Annotated in this window: 21 protein-coding genes; 11 read left to right on the top strand and 10 right to left on the bottom strand. The window is 55.3% G+C overall.

Annotation, left to right across the window (positions count from 1 at the left end; all coding sequences use genetic code 11):
* From ATO3_RS28720 to ATO3_RS28710, 3 genes are all read left to right on the top strand, one after another.
* Positions 1-2,337, top strand: a 2,337-nt coding sequence (locus ATO3_RS28720; RefSeq protein ID WP_198963370.1) for a GLUG motif-containing protein, incomplete at its 5' end; no start/stop codon positions are given.
* 260 nt (positions 2,338-2,597) lie between these two features.
* Complete coding sequence (locus ATO3_RS28715; protein ID WP_143747411.1) at positions 2,598-2,810, top strand: hypothetical protein; 213 nt, start codon at positions 2,598-2,600, stop codon at positions 2,808-2,810.
* A complete protein-coding gene (locus tag ATO3_RS28710; protein ID WP_143747410.1) occupies positions 2,794-3,000 on the top strand; it encodes a DUF2958 domain-containing protein in 207 nt (68 codons plus the stop codon). The genes ATO3_RS28715 and ATO3_RS28710 overlap by 17 nt, the downstream gene beginning before the upstream one ends.
* 265 nt (positions 3,001-3,265) lie before the next feature.
* Here the strand turns inward: ATO3_RS28710 and ATO3_RS27640 are convergent, their stop codons facing one another.
* Positions 3,266-3,823: a recombinase family protein gene (locus tag ATO3_RS27640; RefSeq protein WP_088652972.1), complete on the bottom strand. Its 558-nt coding sequence runs from the start codon at positions 3,821-3,823 to the stop codon at positions 3,266-3,268.
* 139 nt (positions 3,824-3,962) lie between these two features.
* Here ATO3_RS27640 and ATO3_RS27635 point away from each other — a divergent pair, with 139 nt between their 5' ends.
* The 3 genes from ATO3_RS27635 to ATO3_RS27625 all read left to right on the top strand — a co-directional run bounded on the left by ATO3_RS27635 (position 3,963) and on the right by ATO3_RS27625 (position 5,141).
* Positions 3,963-4,337 carry a hypothetical protein gene (locus tag ATO3_RS27635; RefSeq protein WP_088652971.1) on the top strand — a complete coding sequence of 125 codons (375 nt, stop codon included), beginning with the start codon at positions 3,963-3,965 and terminating at the stop codon, positions 4,335-4,337.
* 157 nt (positions 4,338-4,494) lie between these two features.
* Complete coding sequence (locus ATO3_RS27630) at positions 4,495-4,845, top strand: type II toxin-antitoxin system RelE/ParE family toxin (protein ID WP_088652970.1); 351 nt, start codon at positions 4,495-4,497, stop codon at positions 4,843-4,845.
* 2 nt (positions 4,846-4,847) lie between these two features.
* Entirely contained in the window at positions 4,848-5,141 is a 294-nt protein-coding gene (locus tag ATO3_RS27625) for a helix-turn-helix domain-containing protein (protein ID WP_088652969.1), read from the top strand.
* 38 nt (positions 5,142-5,179) lie between these two features.
* Here ATO3_RS27625 and ATO3_RS27620 read toward each other — a convergent pair whose 3' ends face one another.
* A complete protein-coding gene (locus ATO3_RS27620; protein WP_088652968.1) occupies positions 5,180-5,419 on the bottom strand; it encodes a hypothetical protein in 240 nt (79 codons plus the stop codon).
* Positions 5,419-6,075: a ParA family protein gene (locus ATO3_RS27615; protein WP_088652967.1), complete on the bottom strand. Its 657-nt coding sequence runs from the start codon at positions 6,073-6,075 to the stop codon at positions 5,419-5,421. Before ATO3_RS27615 ends, ATO3_RS27620 begins: the two co-directional genes overlap by 1 nt.
* A gap of 395 nt (positions 6,076-6,470) precedes the next feature.
* Between ATO3_RS27615 and ATO3_RS27610 the strand changes: the two genes are divergently transcribed.
* From ATO3_RS27610 to ATO3_RS27600, 3 genes are all read left to right on the top strand, one after another.
* Complete coding sequence (locus ATO3_RS27610; RefSeq protein WP_143747409.1) at positions 6,471-7,184, top strand: hypothetical protein; 714 nt, start codon at positions 6,471-6,473, stop codon at positions 7,182-7,184.
* 66 nt (positions 7,185-7,250) lie between these two features.
* Complete coding sequence (locus tag ATO3_RS27605; protein ID WP_088652965.1) at positions 7,251-7,499, top strand: hypothetical protein; 249 nt, start codon at positions 7,251-7,253, stop codon at positions 7,497-7,499.
* A 1,091-nt stretch (positions 7,500-8,590) separates the two neighbouring features.
* A complete protein-coding gene (locus tag ATO3_RS27600; RefSeq protein WP_088652964.1) occupies positions 8,591-10,078 on the top strand; it encodes a hypothetical protein in 1,488 nt (495 codons plus the stop codon).
* A gap of 23 nt (positions 10,079-10,101) precedes the next feature.
* Here the strand turns inward: ATO3_RS27600 and ATO3_RS28705 are convergent, their stop codons facing one another.
* A complete protein-coding gene (locus tag ATO3_RS28705) occupies positions 10,102-10,602 on the bottom strand; it encodes a hypothetical protein (RefSeq protein ID WP_143747408.1) in 501 nt (166 codons plus the stop codon).
* 53 nt (positions 10,603-10,655) lie between these two features.
* Here ATO3_RS28705 and ATO3_RS27590 point away from each other — a divergent pair, with 53 nt between their 5' ends.
* Together ATO3_RS27590 and ATO3_RS27585 are read left to right on the top strand one after the other, a co-directional pair.
* Positions 10,656-12,161, top strand: coding sequence for a TraM recognition domain-containing protein (locus ATO3_RS27590; RefSeq protein ID WP_088652962.1), 1,506 nt, complete (start codon positions 10,656-10,658; stop codon positions 12,159-12,161).
* Between the two features lie 6 nt (positions 12,162-12,167).
* Positions 12,168-12,956, top strand: coding sequence for a hypothetical protein (locus tag ATO3_RS27585; protein ID WP_088652961.1), 789 nt, complete (start codon positions 12,168-12,170; stop codon positions 12,954-12,956).
* Positions 12,957-13,226: 270 nt separating this feature from the next.
* Here the strand turns inward: ATO3_RS27585 and ATO3_RS29615 are convergent, their stop codons facing one another.
* The 6 genes from ATO3_RS29615 to ATO3_RS27560 form a co-directional block, all read right to left on the bottom strand.
* The gene (locus ATO3_RS29615) at positions 13,227-13,769 is read right to left on the bottom strand and encodes a TIR domain-containing protein (protein ID WP_088652960.1); all 543 of its coding nucleotides are present in this window, start codon (positions 13,767-13,769) and stop codon (positions 13,227-13,229) included.
* A 5-nt stretch (positions 13,770-13,774) separates the two neighbouring features.
* The gene (locus ATO3_RS28700; RefSeq protein WP_143747407.1) at positions 13,775-14,290 is read right to left on the bottom strand and encodes a hypothetical protein; all 516 of its coding nucleotides are present in this window, start codon (positions 14,288-14,290) and stop codon (positions 13,775-13,777) included.
* 132 nt (positions 14,291-14,422) lie between these two features.
* Positions 14,423-14,845, bottom strand: coding sequence for a hypothetical protein (locus tag ATO3_RS27575; protein ID WP_143747406.1), 423 nt, complete (start codon positions 14,843-14,845; stop codon positions 14,423-14,425).
* Between the two features lie 104 nt (positions 14,846-14,949).
* Complete coding sequence (locus tag ATO3_RS27570) at positions 14,950-16,311, bottom strand: MobA/MobL family protein (protein WP_088652958.1); 1,362 nt, start codon at positions 16,309-16,311, stop codon at positions 14,950-14,952.
* Positions 16,312-16,802: 491 nt separating this feature from the next.
* Entirely contained in the window at positions 16,803-17,585 is a 783-nt protein-coding gene (locus tag ATO3_RS27565; protein ID WP_088652957.1) for a type II secretion system protein, read from the bottom strand.
* A gap of 98 nt (positions 17,586-17,683) precedes the next feature.
* Positions 17,684-17,970, bottom strand: a 287-nt coding sequence (locus ATO3_RS27560; RefSeq protein ID WP_233152355.1) for a hypothetical protein, incomplete at its 5' end; no start/stop codon positions are given.

Raw genomic sequence — 17,970 nt, 5'->3', positions numbered from 1 at the left:
GCTGCGCGTGATGTGCTGGTCAACAATGTCGTCACCGTCTCGGGCACCGGTGCCCTCACCGTGAATACGGCCACCACTAACGGCGCGGATACCGGCGTGTCTGGCGGCGCACTGAAAATGGACCTCGACAGCTCCGGCTTCAATGGCCGCATCGACTACAGCGCCTCGGGTAGCCTCATCATCAACAGCAATACCTATACGGTGATTAACGATCTCACCGCTTTGCAGAATATGAACAATGACCTCACAGGCCATTACGTCCTCGGCAGCAATATCGACGCCACCGCCACCTCTGGCTGGAATGCGGGTGCGGGCTGGGTTCCCGTGGGCGATAGTGTCACCAGTTTCACTGGCACGTTCGATGGACTCGGCCACACTGTCGATGGTCTGTTTATTGATCGATCAACAACCGACTTTGTTGGATTGTTTGGGTATGCGGTTAATTCCAACATAAACAACGTGGGCATCACCAACGCAGATATAACAGGCAGAAATCAGACGGGCGGCCTCATCGGCCAAGCAAATAATCAAAAAATCTTTAATAGTTATGCTACTGGTACGGTTAATGGCAAAACTAGTACGGGCGGACTAGTAGGCGACCAATCAACTAATAGCGCAATTACTAACAGTTATGCCACGGGATCAGTAAGTGGAACTGGTACAGTAGGTGGTCTTGTTGGGAGAAATTATATAAGTAGCATAACTAGCAGTTACGCCGCAGGAAATGTTAGCGGAACTTCTAGCAGAGTAGGTGGTCTTGTTGGTACATCAGTTACAAATGCAAGTATTCTTAACAGCTACGCCACCGGATCGGTCAGCGGCACGACTGATACCGGCGGGCTGGTCGGCTATAGTGGCAACAGTAGCATTTCAGGCAGCTATGCGACCGGTGCGGTTGACGGTGTTGATTATACCGGCGGATTGGTCGGACACAGCAAAACCAACAGTAGCATTTCAGGCAGCTATGCGACCGGTGCGGTGACGGGCAACGACTGTGTTGGTGGCTTGGTCGGGATTAGTGGCAGTAATTCCAGCATTAGCAAAAGCTATGCGCTCGGCACGGTAAATGCTAGCGGCAATGAGGTCGGCGTATTGGTCGGTAGAAATTATGGCGACGCTGCGAGCACAATTACAGATAGTTACGCTTCTGGTAGCGTTACAACGAGTGGCAGCTATGTCGGCGGATTGGTCGGTAGAAATTATGGCGGCCATGTGGAACGTTCCTACGCTGTCGGAGATTTAAGCGCCAGCGTAAATGGGCAAGGACTCATTGGCCAGACTATTAGTGGCGGCACTGTTGACAATGCCACCACTTTCTGGGACACGGAAACCTCTGGCATCACCACAAGCGACGGCGGCACGGGTAAGACGACCGCCGAGATGATGACCGCGACGACCTTCAGCGGTGCAGGTTGGGACATTGCCACGGCGGGCGGTTCATCGTCGGTCTGGCGCATTTATGACGGCGATACTTATCCACTGCTTCGCAACTTCCTGACAGCGCTGACACTCACCGCAGACGATGTAACAAAAACCTATGACAGCAACGCCTTCACGGCTGGCGCGGCCAGCGTCAGCGGCAACAATTTTAAGGCGGGTGAGTCAGTCGCTAACCTCTCCGGCAGCTTGGCGATTGGCGGCAGTGCGGCAGGGGCGGTGAATGTTGGCAGTTATACCATCACCCCATCGGGCTATTATTCCGGCCAACAGGGCTACGACATCAGCTATACGGATGGCACACTCACGGTTAATAAAGCCACGCTCACTGCCACGGCAGATGATGCCAGCAAATCCTATGGCGACCCGAATCCGGCCCTCACCATCAGCTATAGTGGTTTCGTCGGCAGCGACGATGAAAGCGACCTCGACACCGCCCCGACCGCCAGCACATTGGCCGAGCTCAGCAGCACCGCAGGCAGCTACGCCATTACCGTCGCGGGCGGCTCCGATAACAATTACAGCTTTGCCTATGTCGATGGTGCACTCACCGTCACCTATGTGCCGTCACCTGCTAGCACCCCCATCACGGTAGAGCCTGTGCCGTCACAGCCGAAAGTGATCATCATCGAACCATCGGACAGCATCAGCCAACAGACATCTGAACCTGCCGCCCAACCGGTTAGCGCATCGCCAGCATTCAAGATACCTTCTACGGTCGAGCGGAACTCGCAAGATCCAGCCGCAGGCGGGCAGGCTTTTACAGGTTCACTCCATTCGCGAGAGGGTCGCACCTCCCGTACCTCTCCAGCTTCGCCGTCTAAACAGCGACAGGGCAGCCTGATTTCCATTCACCCTGCCCTTGTCAAACTCTTCGGCTTGCAGGACTTCGTGCTTTAAGCGGTGCTTTGCACCTACAGAGCGCAATACATGGGCCGATTGTCCGATCCTTTGGTCCGCGAGCCCCCTGCCCCTTCGCTTCCCGTTTTCTGCCTTTCTGACATCGCCGACCGGCTCGGGCTGTCCAGCGTTCGCTGCGGACTCTGCTGCGCAGGCCGGGTCTCGGGCGCACCCTCGACCGACAGCGCCGGTTCCGCGCTGTGCATCGTCTGGCAGACGGTGCGAAGGGCGCATCGTCCCCAACTAAGACGGAGGACACCATGTCTAAACCCACTCACAGCGTCGTCTATAAGGCACGTAGCTACACCGCTTCAGACGGACAACAACGCAACGCCTACGACACTATCGGAGCCGCTTGGCCCGATGATGCAGGCCAGATTAACCGCATCCAACTCGATACCATTCCCATCAACTGGGATGGTGCCTTGTACCTACGTTCACGCGAGGAGGCGACCAATGAAGCCGCTTCCTAAAGCCTTACTGGATCAGATGATTGCCAACAGCCGCGCAAACCAGAGCGGAAAAGCAGAGGTCGATCATCACCCGGTCGTCAAACTCTTCACGCCGGACGCGCAGGCGACATGGCTGCTTTCTGAGTATGATCCCGAGGAGGCGCAACAAGCCAATGGCTGGAAGATCGAAGACCAACTTTCTTTGTTTTGATGCGCCCCGAAATGGGAGCAGCCCGAAAGAACCATCTTTCGGGCCTGCCCCTCGGCGAGAGTGGGGTAGCAAGGGCAAAGGCGCGAAGCGGGAGCAGAGCCACGCGCAGCATGGCCCCATGAGGCCATGTGAGCATGGCGAGCACCCACCCTTTGACCGCGCGAGGGCGAAGCCCTTAGCCCCTCATTGCTTTGGAGCCGGTCTTTCGCCAACGAAAGGGCGCGTGCGGCCTAGCACACTGAGAAAAAGCAACCGCTTCGCGTCACTACCCTACCCGCTTTTGCAGTCGGGAAATGGTCGAGTGTGACACGCCCATGTCGCGGGCTATCTCGCGGATATTGTCGCCTGCTGCGATCCGTTTCAGAGCCTTGTTGGCCTGATGCTCGCTCAGAGCGGCAGGGCGGCCCATCAGTCGCCCTTTGGCCTTGGCTGCGGCCCTACCCTCCGCTGCACGCTTGAGGATGCGTTGCCGCTCATCTTCGGCCAGAGCAGACAGCAGTGCCAGAAGCCCCTGTCCTATGGGTGTGGTTAAATCCAAATGCGGCTTGTCGAGAACCTTGATCGCCGCACCGCGCTCCGCCACGCGCTGCATGATCTGGATGCCATCGAGCATCGAGCGCGTTGCCCGATCCCATTCCGCAACAACCAGAACATCCTTGCTCCCGAGCTGGTCAATCGCGCGGGCCAGCTCCGGCCTGTCCTTCACGCTCTTGCCCGAGGCCGCTTCCCTGAAAATCGTCTCGCAACCGGCATCGCGCAGCGCCGCGATTTGGCGGTCGAGATTTTGGACTGTTGTCGAGACTCTGGCATATCCGATGAACATACGTGCATTGTCTCAGAGGCACATAGTTTTGCACCAAGATAATGCGCCAACTCGGGGCATTTATTTCATTTGCTTTTGCGCTGTGGTGCAAAAGTCATAACTTTTGAAACATCGGCCAGATTCACCACGGGAATTGACCATGAAGCAGAAGCTTTCCTCCCTCGCCTTCGTCATGCTCGCCTTTTTAGGGATCGGTTACTATCTGATCGCCTATGAACAGGCCGACCCCGAAATGGTCGCTTTGATCTTCGGGCCGGTCTTTGCCCTCTGGTTTGTGTTCTGGTTCGCGTGGGCCTTCCGCTGGGTGATCGTCGTGGCCCCTGTCGTGATCTGCTATATTCTCTTCGCCTTCTGGGGCATGGATCGGGCCGTGGTCGGAACCGGCGCGACCATTTCCGGCGTGCTGTTCGTGCTCGTCGGTTCTCACTACTGGTACTCAACCCGCAAGGAAAAGAAGGCCAAGCGCAAAGCCCGCAAGCAACTCAACACCCTCAAGCGCCAGCTAGGCGAATAGCCATGTTGCCATGGGTACATGGCCCCATGGTGTGGATAGATCGCCCCTCATAGCTGCGCTTGTCTGATATTGCTGTTAGCGTCAGTTTCATGATTCTAAAGACTTTTCATGCACCATCAGTTTGGCCTTGCATTATGTACCAAAATAGGTACATAATGTGACTGGCGAACTGAAAAAGTTACCTGCAAAGTTCTTCCAGCAGGAAAGCGGTCGGGAGCCGGTACGGGATTGGTTGCTTGCGCTATCCGAAGATGACCGCAAGTCAATCGGTGACGATATCCGCACTGCCGAATTTGGCTGGCCGGTCGGGATGCCGCTTTGCCGGAAGATCGCAGGTCGCCGTGGATTGTGGGAGATCAGAACCGATCTTTCAGATGGGCGGATCGCACGGGTGTTTTTTTGCGTCCATGACGGCAGCATGGTGCTGCTGCATGGCTTCATCAAGAAGACGCAGAAGACCCCGCCCAATGAACTGGACACGGCAGAACGCCGGATGAAAGGACTATAGGCATGGCTGACAATATCGAACGCGGCTCCGTGGGTTCATCCTTCGATGATTTTCTCAAGGAGCAAGGCACCCTTGAAGAAACCACTGCGCAAGCCATCAAGCGTGTACTGGCGTACCAACTCGCGGAAGCGATGAAGGAAAAGCGCATCAGCAAGGTTGAGATGGCACGCAAGCTTGCCACTAGCCGATCTCAACTTGACCGTCTGCTTGATCCCGAACAGGACGGGGTGACGCTTGGCACCTTGTCTCGGGCGGCAGAGGTGCTTGGGCGCAAGCTCACGGTCAATCTTCAATAAAATTATAGCCAAGTAACCATGGGAGCATGGCCCCATGGTTACTTATGCTTTTGATATATTTCCCACATTTCCAAGAAGAGCTTGGACTTTGAGCCGTTGCGGTGCTCGAAGCGCTCGTTCGCTTCGCCGTTAAACTCGCTCAGGATGCTTTCAGGCACTTGCACCTTTAGCGGGCGCGTCTTGCCTTCACTGCGCCGAGGATCGGCCTCGATGACGTTGCTCGTCACTTCCCGGGCCGGAGGTGCGCCTTTCTTTGCCAGACCAGCGGTTTTTGCCATTATGCGACCTCCTGCTTCGGAGCCAGCGCCGCCAGACGATCAATGATCGACTGCGCCAAGGTCTCCGCTTTGACGTTCAGGCTCTTGTGCGTTGTCTCTGTCACCGCCCGCCCGACATCGTGCGCCGTACCGTAAGCGGTCGAAACTGGCAAATGCCCGTCCAGCACCGTGTAATCCGTCTGGTCGAGATATTCCCTCGCCGCCATCAGCTCTGCTTGGCTGTTGGTCGTCTTCACCAGCGCGAAGGCGATTTTTTCCTCGGGGATGCCTGCATCAGCAAGGCTATGCGCCAGCTTCACCGCCGGTCGCAGATCGTCCTTCGTCTGGCCGGTCGGGATGACGATCAGGTCAGCCGCTTTCGCGATCTGCATGGTTTGATCCGACGAGTGAGGCCGACCATCGAGGATGAATGCATCGAAACGCGAAGCTTCGCGCAAGGCCGTCTCGATCTTGGCATAGGCTTGCACCTGAATTTCCGGCTCGATCCCCGCTTCCGCGCGATCCGCCGCCCATTCTGCGCAAGTGGTTTGCTGTGTGTCCAGATCGGCGATTTTGACCGCAAAGTCATCCGCCGCCAGCTCCCGCGCAAACAGCCGCGCTAAGGTACTCTTTCCGGCCCCGCCTTTTTGCGAAACCATGCCAATAATATACGTCATGATGATACTGCCCTGTTATCGTTATGCTTTTTTCATACCATGAATGGCAGATTCTCACAACATGGGGCCACGGTTCCAACGGGCCATGTGTGCATGATTGCATGATGGCGTGGTTTCATGGTAACAGGAAGCCATGCGACCATGGTCCCATGGCGGTTAGGCCGTTCGCACCGGACTGTGTTATCACACACCCAACGTGCGATCACACACCAAGGGTCGTCTGTTCACCCTGCCGGATCATGCCTTGAACCTCCTTCTGGGCCATGCTCCCATGAGGCCATGGGAGCATGAAGCCATAGAAATCAATCCACAACCCGCGCTTAGCGTTTGCCTGCAGGGCAGGGTGACAGGTAGGATTGCCTGATCCTAGGTATTGTATGGCCCCGCGAAAATCGTTGAAAAAACCTCCCTCTACGCCCCGCAACAGCGTTCAATATGACCTGTTCTCGCAGTTCGTCGCGAACAACACGGCAGAGGTCTCCAATGCTGTCGAGATATGGGACAACATACCCAAATACTTTTTTACGCCGCAGCAGGTTGCCAAACTGCGCACCAGCAGCGGCCATGCCGATCCGTTTGAGTGGTCTTACACTCTGGACGGCAAAGAGTTCTCCGTGCGTGTCCAGCCCGCATTGATCGAACAAGATGACGGCAGCTATAAAGCGTTCTTCCCCGGCGCGACTGAAGAGCTGGTTGAAGAGGCGCTTAAGAAAATTCTCGCTGATCAATCCTATGGCCTGCACGATGTCGAAAACAATGCGACATGGGTGCGCTTTACCCTGAACATGATCCGCCGCGAGCTGAAGCAGCGCGGCAGATCGCGCAGCGTGGTCGAAATCAATCAGGCCATCGAGTTCATGGCCTCAAGCGTCTTGTCTGTCTCTGTCAACGGCAAACGCCGCTGGAAAGGCGCGATCCTGCAGGATTTGGTGACGGTCGGGCGCGAAGAGTACCGAGCCGATTCCGAAGCACACCACCAAGCACGGCTTCCTTTGTTCATCAGCCATAGCATCAATCACTTGGAGTTCCGTCAGTTCAACCTTGATCGGTTGCTCTCCTGCGACGAGCAGCTATCGCGCTGGATTTATCGCAAGCTTATTCACCGCTAAAAACAAGCCTCGCTCCTGAATGACTATCACTTCAGTTTTACGACTATCGCCAAGCATAGCGGCCTGTTGCAGCAGGGTAGGGCCGCCGACAACCGGCGCAAGGTGCGTGCTGCTCTGGATGAGCTGAAGGATCGCGGCGTGGTGCTGAACTATACCGAGGCCCCGTTGCTTGAGGGCCGTAAGGTCATCGACGCACGCTACACCGTTAAACCTACGCCGCACTTCGTTTCGGAGCAAAAAGCGGCCAACAAGCGCTCTTCAGACGCTTTGCAGGCGGCGGGAAAGACCGGCCTTGTCATTAAGCCGAAGCCTTGACCAAAGCTCCTGTGCATAACTGGCGCTAGGGTGGATGGTATAGCTCACACTAGTGGATGGTATAGCTCGCAGTAAGTAGATGGTATAGCTCGCAGTTGGGATTATCGCATCTTGTGGCAGGGATTATCCACAGGCCAGAAGGCCCCAAAGTGGATGGTATAGCTCACAGTTAGCCGAAAAAGTGGATGGTATAGCTCACACTTCCGCGCAAGTGGATTGTATAGCTCACACATAGACATTCATTTCACACCACAAGGCGCTGGTTTTATTTGCTTTTTTCCGACTACCCATCTCTCCTATTCTTTTCTTCTTTTAATCATACTTCGTATCTTTAACCTTGAGACTTCACTACGCCCTTGCTGCTAGGCGAGCAGACCCCCACCAGATCGGCCGACCGCATTCCCTGAATGCAAGCGGCTGCGAAGCAGCCGCAAAAATTGCGTCCGGCTAGTCGCCGGACAAGCAAAGCAGTGAAAAGGCATCGGCCCGCTGGGCCGATTGCCGCTTCCCCTCCGTCGCCTCTGGCTCCTGCGGGTAGAGGCTCGCTCCGCTCACCAAAGGGAAAGGGGGATGTTCCCGCGCGTCCCTCTCGCCGCTTTTCGCTTCTTTAGCCCTCTAGGGCTTACAGGAACCCCCTTGCAAAAGGTGGGTGCTCGCCATGCTCGGGGCAGGCCCCTGCGCGTGGCTCTGCTCCCGCTACGCGCTTTTGCAAGGTGAACCCTTCCAGCCCTTTCACGAGGGCAAGCGAACGCGGCTCCGAAGGGAAAGGGAACAAACAAGACCCCCTCAGGGCCTCAAAGAAGGCCCACAGATGCCCTTGTCGGTCATCTGTGGGGGGTAGGGGTGCAACAAGCGCCTAGCGGCCTCCTGTGGCGCCCTTTGGCCCTTCATATCAAAAAGTCTGAATTTTTTGCAGTAGGGCAACAAAACGCAGCTTCACACCACGCATAACGAATTTCTTCGCCCGCCTTCAGGTTGAAGCCAGATATACCAGTAGGGAATTCGAGTGAGGGATTCGCACCGCGAAGAGTAGGCATCTTGCCTTGTGGCTCCGCGAATTGCCGTTCCGGCAATCCAAATGAAGTTGAAATATGACTAACGACCAATTTCTGGGCTATCTATCCCTTGGAAGCTTTTTTCTCCCCGCAATCATCGGAATCACGCGCGATATTAGAAGCTACAAAGTCCCAAAGACGGGGAGTTTTCTCGCGGCGATCTTAGTTGGCGCTCTATGCTTCCTCGCATTCAACGGATTACATGAACGAGGTGACGAGTTTTTTCCAACCTTCAAATTTCTCGTTTGGTTTCTTTCGCCTGCCTTCGTTCATGACATCATCTATCCGATTATCATTCCTATTTTTCTGACGCTTACTTACTTTTTCGTCCTAGAAGATCGTTATTTTTCCGAACGCGGAAAATTTTTCAAACCATTTAACCATGTCGATACAAACGCAATCCTCACCGCAACCCGAACCACCGGCGTTGAAGAGGTGGAAGAACGGTTTCGCTCTTACGTTCTACAACCCTACATCGCGGCCAACCGAACCACCCACGCGGGCAGGGAGGGCTATGTCAGACTGCCTTACCAACTTGCGTTGCTGCACCCTCACTTTCGAGGGACTGGGGCCGACCGGCTCGCTTGGAAAATCATCCTTTACCCCTTCATCCTTAAAATCGGCGCAGTGGTTATCTATCTTGTAGCTGAACTGGCTTTCGCCCTTGGCGTTGAGGCATATTTAGAAAACGCCTCGACCACTGAAAACATCTTATACACCTTGTTTTCTGGAACAGTTACTTATGCGGTCAACGCGATTCATGCGACGATCCGAGACTTTTTCTCATACTTCGTTATTCCCGTAATTGACCTTCTACCGCTTCTTTTTGGTGGCGCTTTTTCAGAAGACCCATGGTTTTGGAATTCTCCTATCGGTCGCATTCACATGAACCAATGGGCTGTGCTTGTTTACTATGCATTGATCTTTGTTCTGGTGACACCGATCCGCTCTTGGGTAACGCCGCAAGTGGCCCATCGTGTCATTACGTCGCTGATTTCCGTGAATATCGCGCTGATCATGCTGTTTGTCTGGACGGAGTACGACAACTATGCCGCCCGCTACAGCTTCCGCGAGACCGTCAACGCGCTGATAACCTACCAAGCGCAGCACAGCTATCTGGATTGGTTTGTGTCTCCCGCGACAATCTCCACGGTCGGCAACGCCATTGAAAACGCTGTCGATTTCGTCGCCAATAATGGAAAATGGCCTGTCACGATCCTATGGGCCGTGTTGGGCGGGTTCATACAGTCCCGTATGCATTCACCGACAACCGCTATCCGCGTCAGTCTCAGCGTTCCCGAGCCGGATTTTTACCGCACCGCCTTCACCAGCACATTGGAAGTTGATGTGCAAAAAGAGCTTCTTGCGCAGGCCCAAGCGACCGCTGAACACCCTGCCGATGGTGAAGCCGTCACACCGCCTGAGCAGGCCGCGCCGCCGAAACTATGGATGCCCGGCGACAAAGACCCAGACGCACCGCAGCCTAAGCTATTGCTGGCAGACGGTCCTAAAGGCCAAGAGTGAAGACCCTTTCAGGGCAAGCCCTGTCACATCTCCGGTTCAGGTTCTTCACGGCCTTGCCCATAGACCTCATGCGCCTGCGCTTGCTTCATTTCCCAAGCCTTTTGTTGCTCTGCCGTGTGGCCCACGCGATCTGCGCCCGCCTCGCTATGCGAAGCCTCTTTGACGCTCTGCCAGTTGGGCGAGCCGTAAAAATCTTGCGTATGGCCCTCGTTCTGCCCCGACACTGTACCGGCCTGCACTTCATCCGCAGGGCCATGAATGCCATGCCCTTGCTCAGTCTCCGGCGACATCCCTTGATAGGTCGCGCCTTGGCCGTCCGCGCTGCGACCGAACCAGCCTTCTTCGATCAGCTTTTGCCGGACATCTTCCCGCGCATTGAGCAAACCAACCGCGCCGCGCTCACCAGCATGGCGCAAAGCCGATTGTTTGCTTTGATCATTGAGCTGTGCGCTCCAACGTCTTGTTCCACCCGCCATAACGGCCCGCCCTTGGCTGATTTCGTTTCCTTGCGAATCTGACATCATCCTACAGGATTTCGCGCCAATTACGCCGACAGGATTTTCAATAGAGGTGTGACATGACCCGTTTCGGAAAGAACAGCCCGATCCCGTATCACTACGAGCCTAAAACGCCGATGTTGAAGGTCGGAAAACGCGACGTGCTCACCCTCGATGACTGTCTCCGTGGCACCGTGATCCTTGGGGGCACTGGCAGCGGGAAGACCAGCGGATCAGCCCGCACACTGGCCAAAGCCTACCTGAAGGCCGGTTGCGGGGGGCTGGTCATGTGCGCCCATGACGCAGAGCGGGCGCAGTGGGAGGAACTGGCGAAGGAGACGGGCCGCGAAGGCTCGATCATCGTCATGGATGCGACCGCCGCGCGCCGCATCAACTTCCTCGATTACACCATGGCAACGCTCGGGGCAGGGGGGTTCAACACCAACCTGCTGGACATCATCAAACGGATATCCGAGGCCGGAGACATCGCCGAAGGGCGCAGCAGCAGCGGGGAAAATAAGTTTTTCTATGACTCCGCCTTTGAAATGCTGGGCAACGTCTTCCCGATCCTCCACGCCGTTTACGAGTCGATCCGCTTGCGCGAGGTCATGTCCTTCATCGACACCGCGCCCAAGTCACCCCAGCAGCTGAACGACCCCGAATGGACGGAGCATTCCTTTTGCGCGAAGACCTTGGCGCTTGCTTCTCAGCTACTCGATACCTATCCCGACCTTGAAATCTATTGCGACTACTGGACGGAGCGCTTCCCCGACATGGGCGACCGGATGCGATCTTCGGTGATCGCGACCATCAGCAGTATGCTTTACCCCTTCATGACCGGCAAACTGCACGAGCTGTTTTGCACCGATACCAATCTTGTGCCCCAGCTCGCTGGGGAAGGGGCGATCATCATTCTGGATTTGCCCGTTCACCTCTACGGTAAAGCCGGAGCGACCGCGCAGGCGATTTTCAAATATCTGTTCCAGCGTGCCATGGAGCAGCGCGAGCGCGATGCGGGAAAGGATTTCAAAAAGTCGCGTTGCGTCGTGCTGTGGGCCGACGAGTGCCAGTATTTCTTGAGCGACCAGGACACCAAATTTTTCTCGAACGCCCGCCGTTACCGCACCTGTGGGGTCTATATCACCCAAGATGTTAAGAGCTTCTATGCTGCGCTTGGCAGCGGAAACGAGCACGCCGCCGATGCGTTGCTCGGGAAATTCCAGAACCGCATTTGGCACGCGAACGCCGATCACACGACCAATGAAGATGCTTCGCGATTGATCGGCGAGCGATTGCTCGATCAGATGTCAAAGCAAACGTCAGACGGGTTCTCGGCCAGTGGCGGCAACACGCAGGCCGAAGGCAATAACACCCAGAGCGGCCAAGACGGCCACAATGTCGGTTCAAGTACCACCGTCTCGCAATATCTGGCGAGGATCGTCCCGCCGAACTTCTTCACCAACAAACTGCGCACCGGCACCGCCTCCAACAAATACAAGGTGGATGCGGTCATGCTCAAAAGCGGCCACACATGGCGACACACCCGCGAAAATTACGTTATCGCGGCGTTCGATCAGCGTGTTTGAGCCGTCATGATCTGGCTGATCAGATACCTTTTTTACCTGCTGCGCCGCATCCTTTACCTGCTGTACCAGCTTCTCGTTTTTATCTCGAAACCCGCCGCTAGGTGGCTCTTGCCCCTCGCTATCATTGGCCTTGCCGGATGGCAGGCCGATCCTTTGCTCGAGGTGTTCGCACTGCCGAGTGTTACGATGGTCTTGCAGCAATGGATTCCGCTCCCGCCCAATGAAACAGAGCTTTACGCGGTCACCACCCTGCTCGCCGTTATCGTCGGGTTGATCATGTTGTCGGTCATGCTGCGCTGGTTTCTGGGGGCCTTTCCGCCCCTGCGCAAACCGCTCCCGCCGTTGCGGCGCTTGCGCGTGAGGAACTTTATCAAACGGCCCGTGCCGGTATCGGTTGCTGTGCCCCCGCTCAAACACGCCTTCCAGCACCAACAGCAAGAGCAATGGGCCGAACGGTTGCCTCCTGCCGTCCAGAGCGTTCTACAGGCTTCACAGAGGCCCACGGAGGCCCTTGGCGCGGTTCTGGCCGTGCCGCCCGCGCTATCATCGTCTAAGGCCGAGGACGGGCCTTTGCAGACCCTTACGGAAGCGCCGGCATCGAAGCCGCAGCCGGCACCTTCCGAACCCGCTCCCATGCCACAGCCGGAACAGCCCGCCGCGCCGCAACCACGCAAGCCAGAGGCCGCGGATGATTGGAAAAAGCGGGTGCCGCCGCGCAACCGAAAACAGGTCGAGAAGACCCCACAAGCGGCCAAACGGTTGGAGACGGAGATATTAGACGAGCCTGAGCATTAACGCCTAGTTCTGGACTTCGGTAACGCAGCAGAGAAGGTGTTTACTAAATTGATGGGCCTAGGTTCTTATCTGTACCCCTGTAAAATCCGATAGAACTACCAACGACTGCGCCAATCGCAGTTCCTGTCACTAGCGAAAAAACAGTTTTGGTGGGCGATTTGGGGAACGAAGAAAGAGAGTAGTAAAATATAGGTGCCATGAAACCTGTGGTGGCGCCTACAAGGCTATACTTTCCAGATGTATCTAAACGAGATGCCCAATCTTCAAAACTCATATTCTTATACTAGTTCGACATCCGCATGATTGCAAACGATTTTCTAATATTCTAAGGAAGGCCCCGCGGTCGGCATTCATGTCCATATAAATATAGTTTAAGCCACTTAGATCACTTGCAGGCCTGCAGCTAGCCATCTGGACTAAAACCACTCGGTCACGTGAAAGTCCAAGCGCCATACCAGCCTCCACCCAAACGTTTGGCCTAGCTTGCTGTCCTATGTCCTGTTGGCCTGAGCGAAACTTTTCCCTTAGTGATACATCTTCATCAGGAGAGAAAAGAACGACGGCAATGTCAGCGGCATTTAGACCGGTCTTTACCACGTCAAGGGTGTAAGGTGAGGCAGATGACGGTAAGCGAACAGCATCTTCCCATCGCACGATCAGTACGTCTAAATCGTCTAGGCAGCACCTCAACCAATCAGCGGCTTCTGCATCCCTCCCATGAATAAGGAATGCCTTACCTCTGTTTCTGTTTAGTTTTCGTTTCTCCGAAACCTTCCGGACGGAAGTCTTTATCGGGTTTAGTATTTTCTTCATTCAATTTATGTGACCACGGGCTCAATTAGAAAGTACCCACCAACCAAACCATGTCTATCAAGCTCGTCGTATAAATCAGGGTTGCTTCTTTTTAGACGATCTGCAGCCGCACCTGATTTTCCGGCAAACTCACTAACGGTCAGAATAGTGGTTACGGCGTTAACACGCCGCTTCCGGGCGACACTTTTGGCTGCATCTTTCGCGCCGTTGGAAATTGCTGTGGCGCATGCATTAACTATAGCCTTCTTTCCAACCATTCCCCCTCCGGCAGAGGCTATTGCGCTTGCGAATTGACCCGGGTTTTCTCTGATCATATAGTCTGCTACGATCACTGCCATATTCCGAATGGCAGAATCGAATGTCGCGCGCTGCACAAACGTAACAAAATTTGCAAAATTCTGCACATGCTGTGAATCGTTAGATGTAAATCCTGCTGTCGAGAGTATATTGTCGATACCGGCTGCGATTGCACTTGGTGCACCTAATAGTCCATTTACGAATGATTGCGCGGGGTTCGACATAGTGACGATCCTCTTGAATTAGGAGTAAGTCTATGTCTTCGGCGTTTTTGAAACCCTAGGTGCTTGATTTTGATTCGAGCAAGGTGTTTTTTCCCCTGAACTCTTATCTTTGGTGATCCTGAGCGTTGACGCTTAGTTCAACGCCCTGTCGCCGGGGAGCCGGTCGTCAAAATCTTCTTCGTCTATGGGCTGGCGACGTTCCTGCCCCGGTATGGCCAGCGTGTCGATCGCTATGCGGTCGATCGCTTCAACCCCCTCGGGAACTCCGTCCCATATCTCGGGGTGAAAAACGGTCAGTGTCGCCAAGTTACAATCTTCAATCGCCTCAGCCACCGCGTGCATACTGAACCCGCCGCGAAGCGTCACCGCGCGGTTGTCCGAGTAGAAGGACAGCAAAACCCCGCCGTGCTGGCCCTCGCGCAAGCGCAGGCCCTTCACGCTATGGAAATAGAACGAGTCCCGCTCTAGCAGCCCCTTGCGGTTATAGTGGAAGATGCGAAACGCCGTGCGCGGCATCTGCTCGATTTCAAACGGCTGATAGGTCTCGCCTGCCATCGGTCTCCCGCCATAATTTTCCCGAGCGCCATCCGCCGTGGGTGGCCCCCCACGTTGCTTGATTATGCGTTTCTGGATCGGGACGCTATGGCCGGAAGAGTCGATCATCTATCGTGCTCCGGCTCAGTGCGTTGCGGTTCTGGCGGATCGGCCCCGTTTCGTGATGCCGTGTCCTCGGGATCAGGCGGGCTATATCCGAACCATGCCTTTAGGCGCGGTTTCATGGATTGCAACCGCTCTTGCCACTGTGCGGCCTTCTCCGGCACGGCATCGCGCCATCCTTCCAGCCTGCGCCCGACATTCCGATACCACTCCACAATGCGATATTGCTGCGCCTCCGGCGCATCGCCGCTATTTTCCTCTTGGAACTGGTCGATTTGTAGCTCGCGCAGCGTTTCTTTATGAACCTCGCGAAACTCGTCATCTATCGCGAGTTTTTCTTGGGCCTCTTGGTTCCGCTCGCGCTGTTTCTCGCGCTCTGCCGCAACTTCCTCGCTGATTGGCTCAGACTTTTCGCTTAGCCGCTCTTCGATATTGCGCGTTACGGGATCTTTTGTTTCCGTCTGGACGTGAAGCGGATAGCCGTCTTGAACCTCCGGCGTACAGGTGACGCGCACATCGGAACCGGCTCGCTCCAAATAGGTGTTCTGTAGGTGTTCCCAGTCATAGCGCAGGTTCATCGCGAAATTATGTTCATTCAGAACCCGAGAGGCGAATTTGTCATTAGACCATTCGCCATTTTCAACCGTTCTCGGGGTGATCCTAACATGGGCGTGAGGCTGGTATATCTGATAAGACGTGATATTGCCGTGCCGGTCGTGGTTCTCCCGCACATGGGCACTTTCCATGCCTTTGGCATCCTCAGCGCTCACAAACGGAATACCGGCCTCTGCCCAGTTCCGTATCTTTGCCCTTTGCTCGTCGCTCGCGCCAGCAAACGGGATGCGCTTGCCATAGTCGTGCATCGCCACATCGGCGACGAAGTTTATTTGAACCTTCTTCGTGTCGATTCGTGTTCCGGCTTTCGTCTTTACCTGAACCTTGATTTCGCGCTCGCCGCCTTCCGTCGCATAGCGTTTAACAAACTCTTCGACCAAAGCGCGTTGATCCGCATGGTTCAGCTCGTAGGCAAAGCCTAGCTGTAGCTCGCGTCCGAGGCGGGCCGTTTTGCCCTTCTCGCGGGCCTCGACATCGTTCCAAAGCTCCATACGCTGCTCGCGCAGTTGCGCCTTCGTTGGGGCCTGCTCAGAGGTCAGGTAGTCGGGCGCTCCTTCCTTCGGTGTCATGATGAAGGTCTCCCGCACCACGTCGCGCCGGTTGCTATATCGGAAGGTCTTATCTTGGCCGTTTTCGCCTTGACCATAGGCACGCAGATTTTCGCCAGCGCGGTAGGCCGCACCACCGATGGCGGTATGGCCTCGCGCTCGCGAAACGGGCGTTGTGCGACAAAGTACATTCCTCAACATTACCGGAAAGCCTAGCTGAGAAGTGTGAAGATTGGGTTAAGATGCTCGTCTACACAAATCTGCGATTTGTACGAGCATCAGTCAACCCCCTCCGCCCCCTAGTCAGGGGGAACGCGTTCAGTTGCCACGCAGGCTAACGGCCCGTCTCAACCAGATTTCACAATCCCATTCGGGAGCATGGTGCGGCGCACCATGCAGGCGAAATCCGGCCTCGGCTGGCCGTGGTCGCTCTACCGCCGCTAGGCGGCACCTCCGAAGCCGGTGAGGCATATTCCGCTAAGGGGGAACCCCTCGCACTGGCTACCCCAAGCGCTAGTGCGCTGGTCGCTCTGCCGCCGCTCAGGCGGCCCCCTCCAAAGCCGGGGAAGGCTTTTCTGGCACATCGGATAGGGCTGGAAGAGAACGTGTCTGGCGGGCTTGTCGCTCGCCATGCGGGGACATGACGAGCGATCTCACCCTTTCTCTTGTGAGAATGAAGCGGGGGGGGATAGTTAATAGGCGTTTCGGAAGGCGATAGCACAGAGGATATCCGATGAGGTCAGCGCATATTCTGCCGTGTCGGCATCATCGGTCGTCGTGCAGCCCGGAGTTGCGGTATTCGTTGATAGCCAGTTGAAAACCTGTCCTGTTGCCGGTTTTCCATCATCCACTTTGCTGTCAATGCTCCACGCTTCTTCGGGCTTGAAAGTTGGACCTGCCAATAGCCCCAAAAGTGAGGCATCCGTATCTGCGCCCACTCCCATGATGTGCCCATAGCTACCATCATAATAGATCGTACTTCCCGATACGCCGCCAATATAGCTTGTTTGCCAGCCGCCATTCCCCGACTTGCTGGAAGGAGAGTTAATATCAATCTCAGCATCATCAACATCCAAACTACCCGCGATGCCATTAAAACTACCAGAAACCAGCCCTGCATTGGCTAAATGTTGCCAGAAACGAAACATTTCATTACCGGTTGTACCGGCGGCTAAAACTTGGCCATTACCATCACCGTTACAGGGTTCTGTACCCGTTGAGGCCGTGGTGCGGCAGGTAGCCGGGTCAGAATCCGCTGCACCCCAGAAGTTGGTAGCGTTTTTCAAATCACCAGGCAGTGCGAGATATTTCTCTTTGAAGGCCATAATAGCCGTTTGATAGCTCGTAAATTCGCTAGTGACGGCCCGCAATTCAGCGGCGCGAATAAGATTTTGTCCCGCGAGAATTCCCCCCGTTAACAAACCCAGAATAACAAGAACTATCGAAAGCTCTACAAGTGTAAAACCGTTACGCATATCATCCTCCCCCTCAAATTACCGGGTCATCCTAACCGATAGACCATTAATAAAACGCTAAAAATCTGCTGCCGCCAGACTCCGACCTTATAATTCATCTACTCCTGTGGCGGACTAACCACCCCCGCTAAAATCATTTCCAGAACTTTTTGCGAGATGGATGAATCCGCCTCCCCGAGCGCCAATCCCATTTCGCGATGACTCAGGCCGTCTATGACGAACAGTTTACTCGCTGCCCCTCGCGCCGATAGCGCCTCATGGAATGCCCGCGTTTTAGGCAATGCCTTATCGTGCCCTTGCGCGACAAAAATCAAAAATGCGGGCAGGTTTGGGTTACTCTCGACAAAGTAAATCGGTGATGCTGCCATAAGGGCCTCTTGGCTGG

The sequence above is a fragment of the Marinibacterium profundimaris genome (genome assembly GCF_002210095.1).
Taxonomy (GTDB): Bacteria; Pseudomonadota; Alphaproteobacteria; order Rhodobacterales; family Rhodobacteraceae; genus Marinibacterium; species Marinibacterium profundimaris.
The sequence above is the reverse complement of the archived record's forward strand: the minus strand, read 5'-3'. Positions and strand labels throughout refer to the sequence as shown.

Coding starts and splice junctions, on each gene's coding strand:
- ATO3_RS27635 (WP_088652971.1), top strand. CDS start 3,963: ATGAAGCAGAAGCTTTCCTCCCTCGCCTTCGTCATGCTCGCCTTTTTA.
- ATO3_RS28715 (WP_143747411.1), top strand. CDS start 2,598: ATGTCTAAACCCACTCACAGCGTCGTCTATAAGGCACGTAGCTACACC.
- ATO3_RS27570 (WP_088652958.1), bottom strand. CDS start 16,311: ATGTTGAGGAATGTACTTTGTCGCACAACGCCCGTTTCGCGAGCGCGA.
- ATO3_RS28700 (WP_143747407.1), bottom strand. CDS start 14,290: ATGTCGAACCCCGCGCAATCATTCGTAAATGGACTATTAGGTGCACCA.
- ATO3_RS27620 (WP_088652968.1), bottom strand. CDS start 5,419: ATGGCAAAAACCGCTGGTCTGGCAAAGAAAGGCGCACCTCCGGCCCGG.
- ATO3_RS27575 (WP_143747406.1), bottom strand. CDS start 14,845: ATGGCAGGCGAGACCTATCAGCCGTTTGAAATCGAGCAGATGCCGCGC.
- ATO3_RS27585 (WP_088652961.1), top strand. CDS start 12,168: ATGATCTGGCTGATCAGATACCTTTTTTACCTGCTGCGCCGCATCCTT.
- ATO3_RS27565 (WP_088652957.1), bottom strand. CDS start 17,585: ATGCGTAACGGTTTTACACTTGTAGAGCTTTCGATAGTTCTTGTTATT.
- ATO3_RS27590 (WP_088652962.1), top strand. CDS start 10,656: ATGACCCGTTTCGGAAAGAACAGCCCGATCCCGTATCACTACGAGCCT.
- ATO3_RS27625 (WP_088652969.1), top strand. CDS start 4,848: ATGGCTGACAATATCGAACGCGGCTCCGTGGGTTCATCCTTCGATGAT.
- ATO3_RS27615 (WP_088652967.1), bottom strand. CDS start 6,075: ATGACGTATATTATTGGCATGGTTTCGCAAAAAGGCGGGGCCGGAAAG.
- ATO3_RS27640 (WP_088652972.1), bottom strand. CDS start 3,823: ATGTTCATCGGATATGCCAGAGTCTCGACAACAGTCCAAAATCTCGAC.
- ATO3_RS28710 (WP_143747410.1), top strand. CDS start 2,794: ATGAAGCCGCTTCCTAAAGCCTTACTGGATCAGATGATTGCCAACAGC.
- ATO3_RS28705 (WP_143747408.1), bottom strand. CDS start 10,602: ATGATGTCAGATTCGCAAGGAAACGAAATCAGCCAAGGGCGGGCCGTT.
- ATO3_RS29615 (WP_088652960.1), bottom strand. CDS start 13,769: ATGAAGAAAATACTAAACCCGATAAAGACTTCCGTCCGGAAGGTTTCG.
- ATO3_RS27600 (WP_088652964.1), top strand. CDS start 8,591: ATGACTAACGACCAATTTCTGGGCTATCTATCCCTTGGAAGCTTTTTT.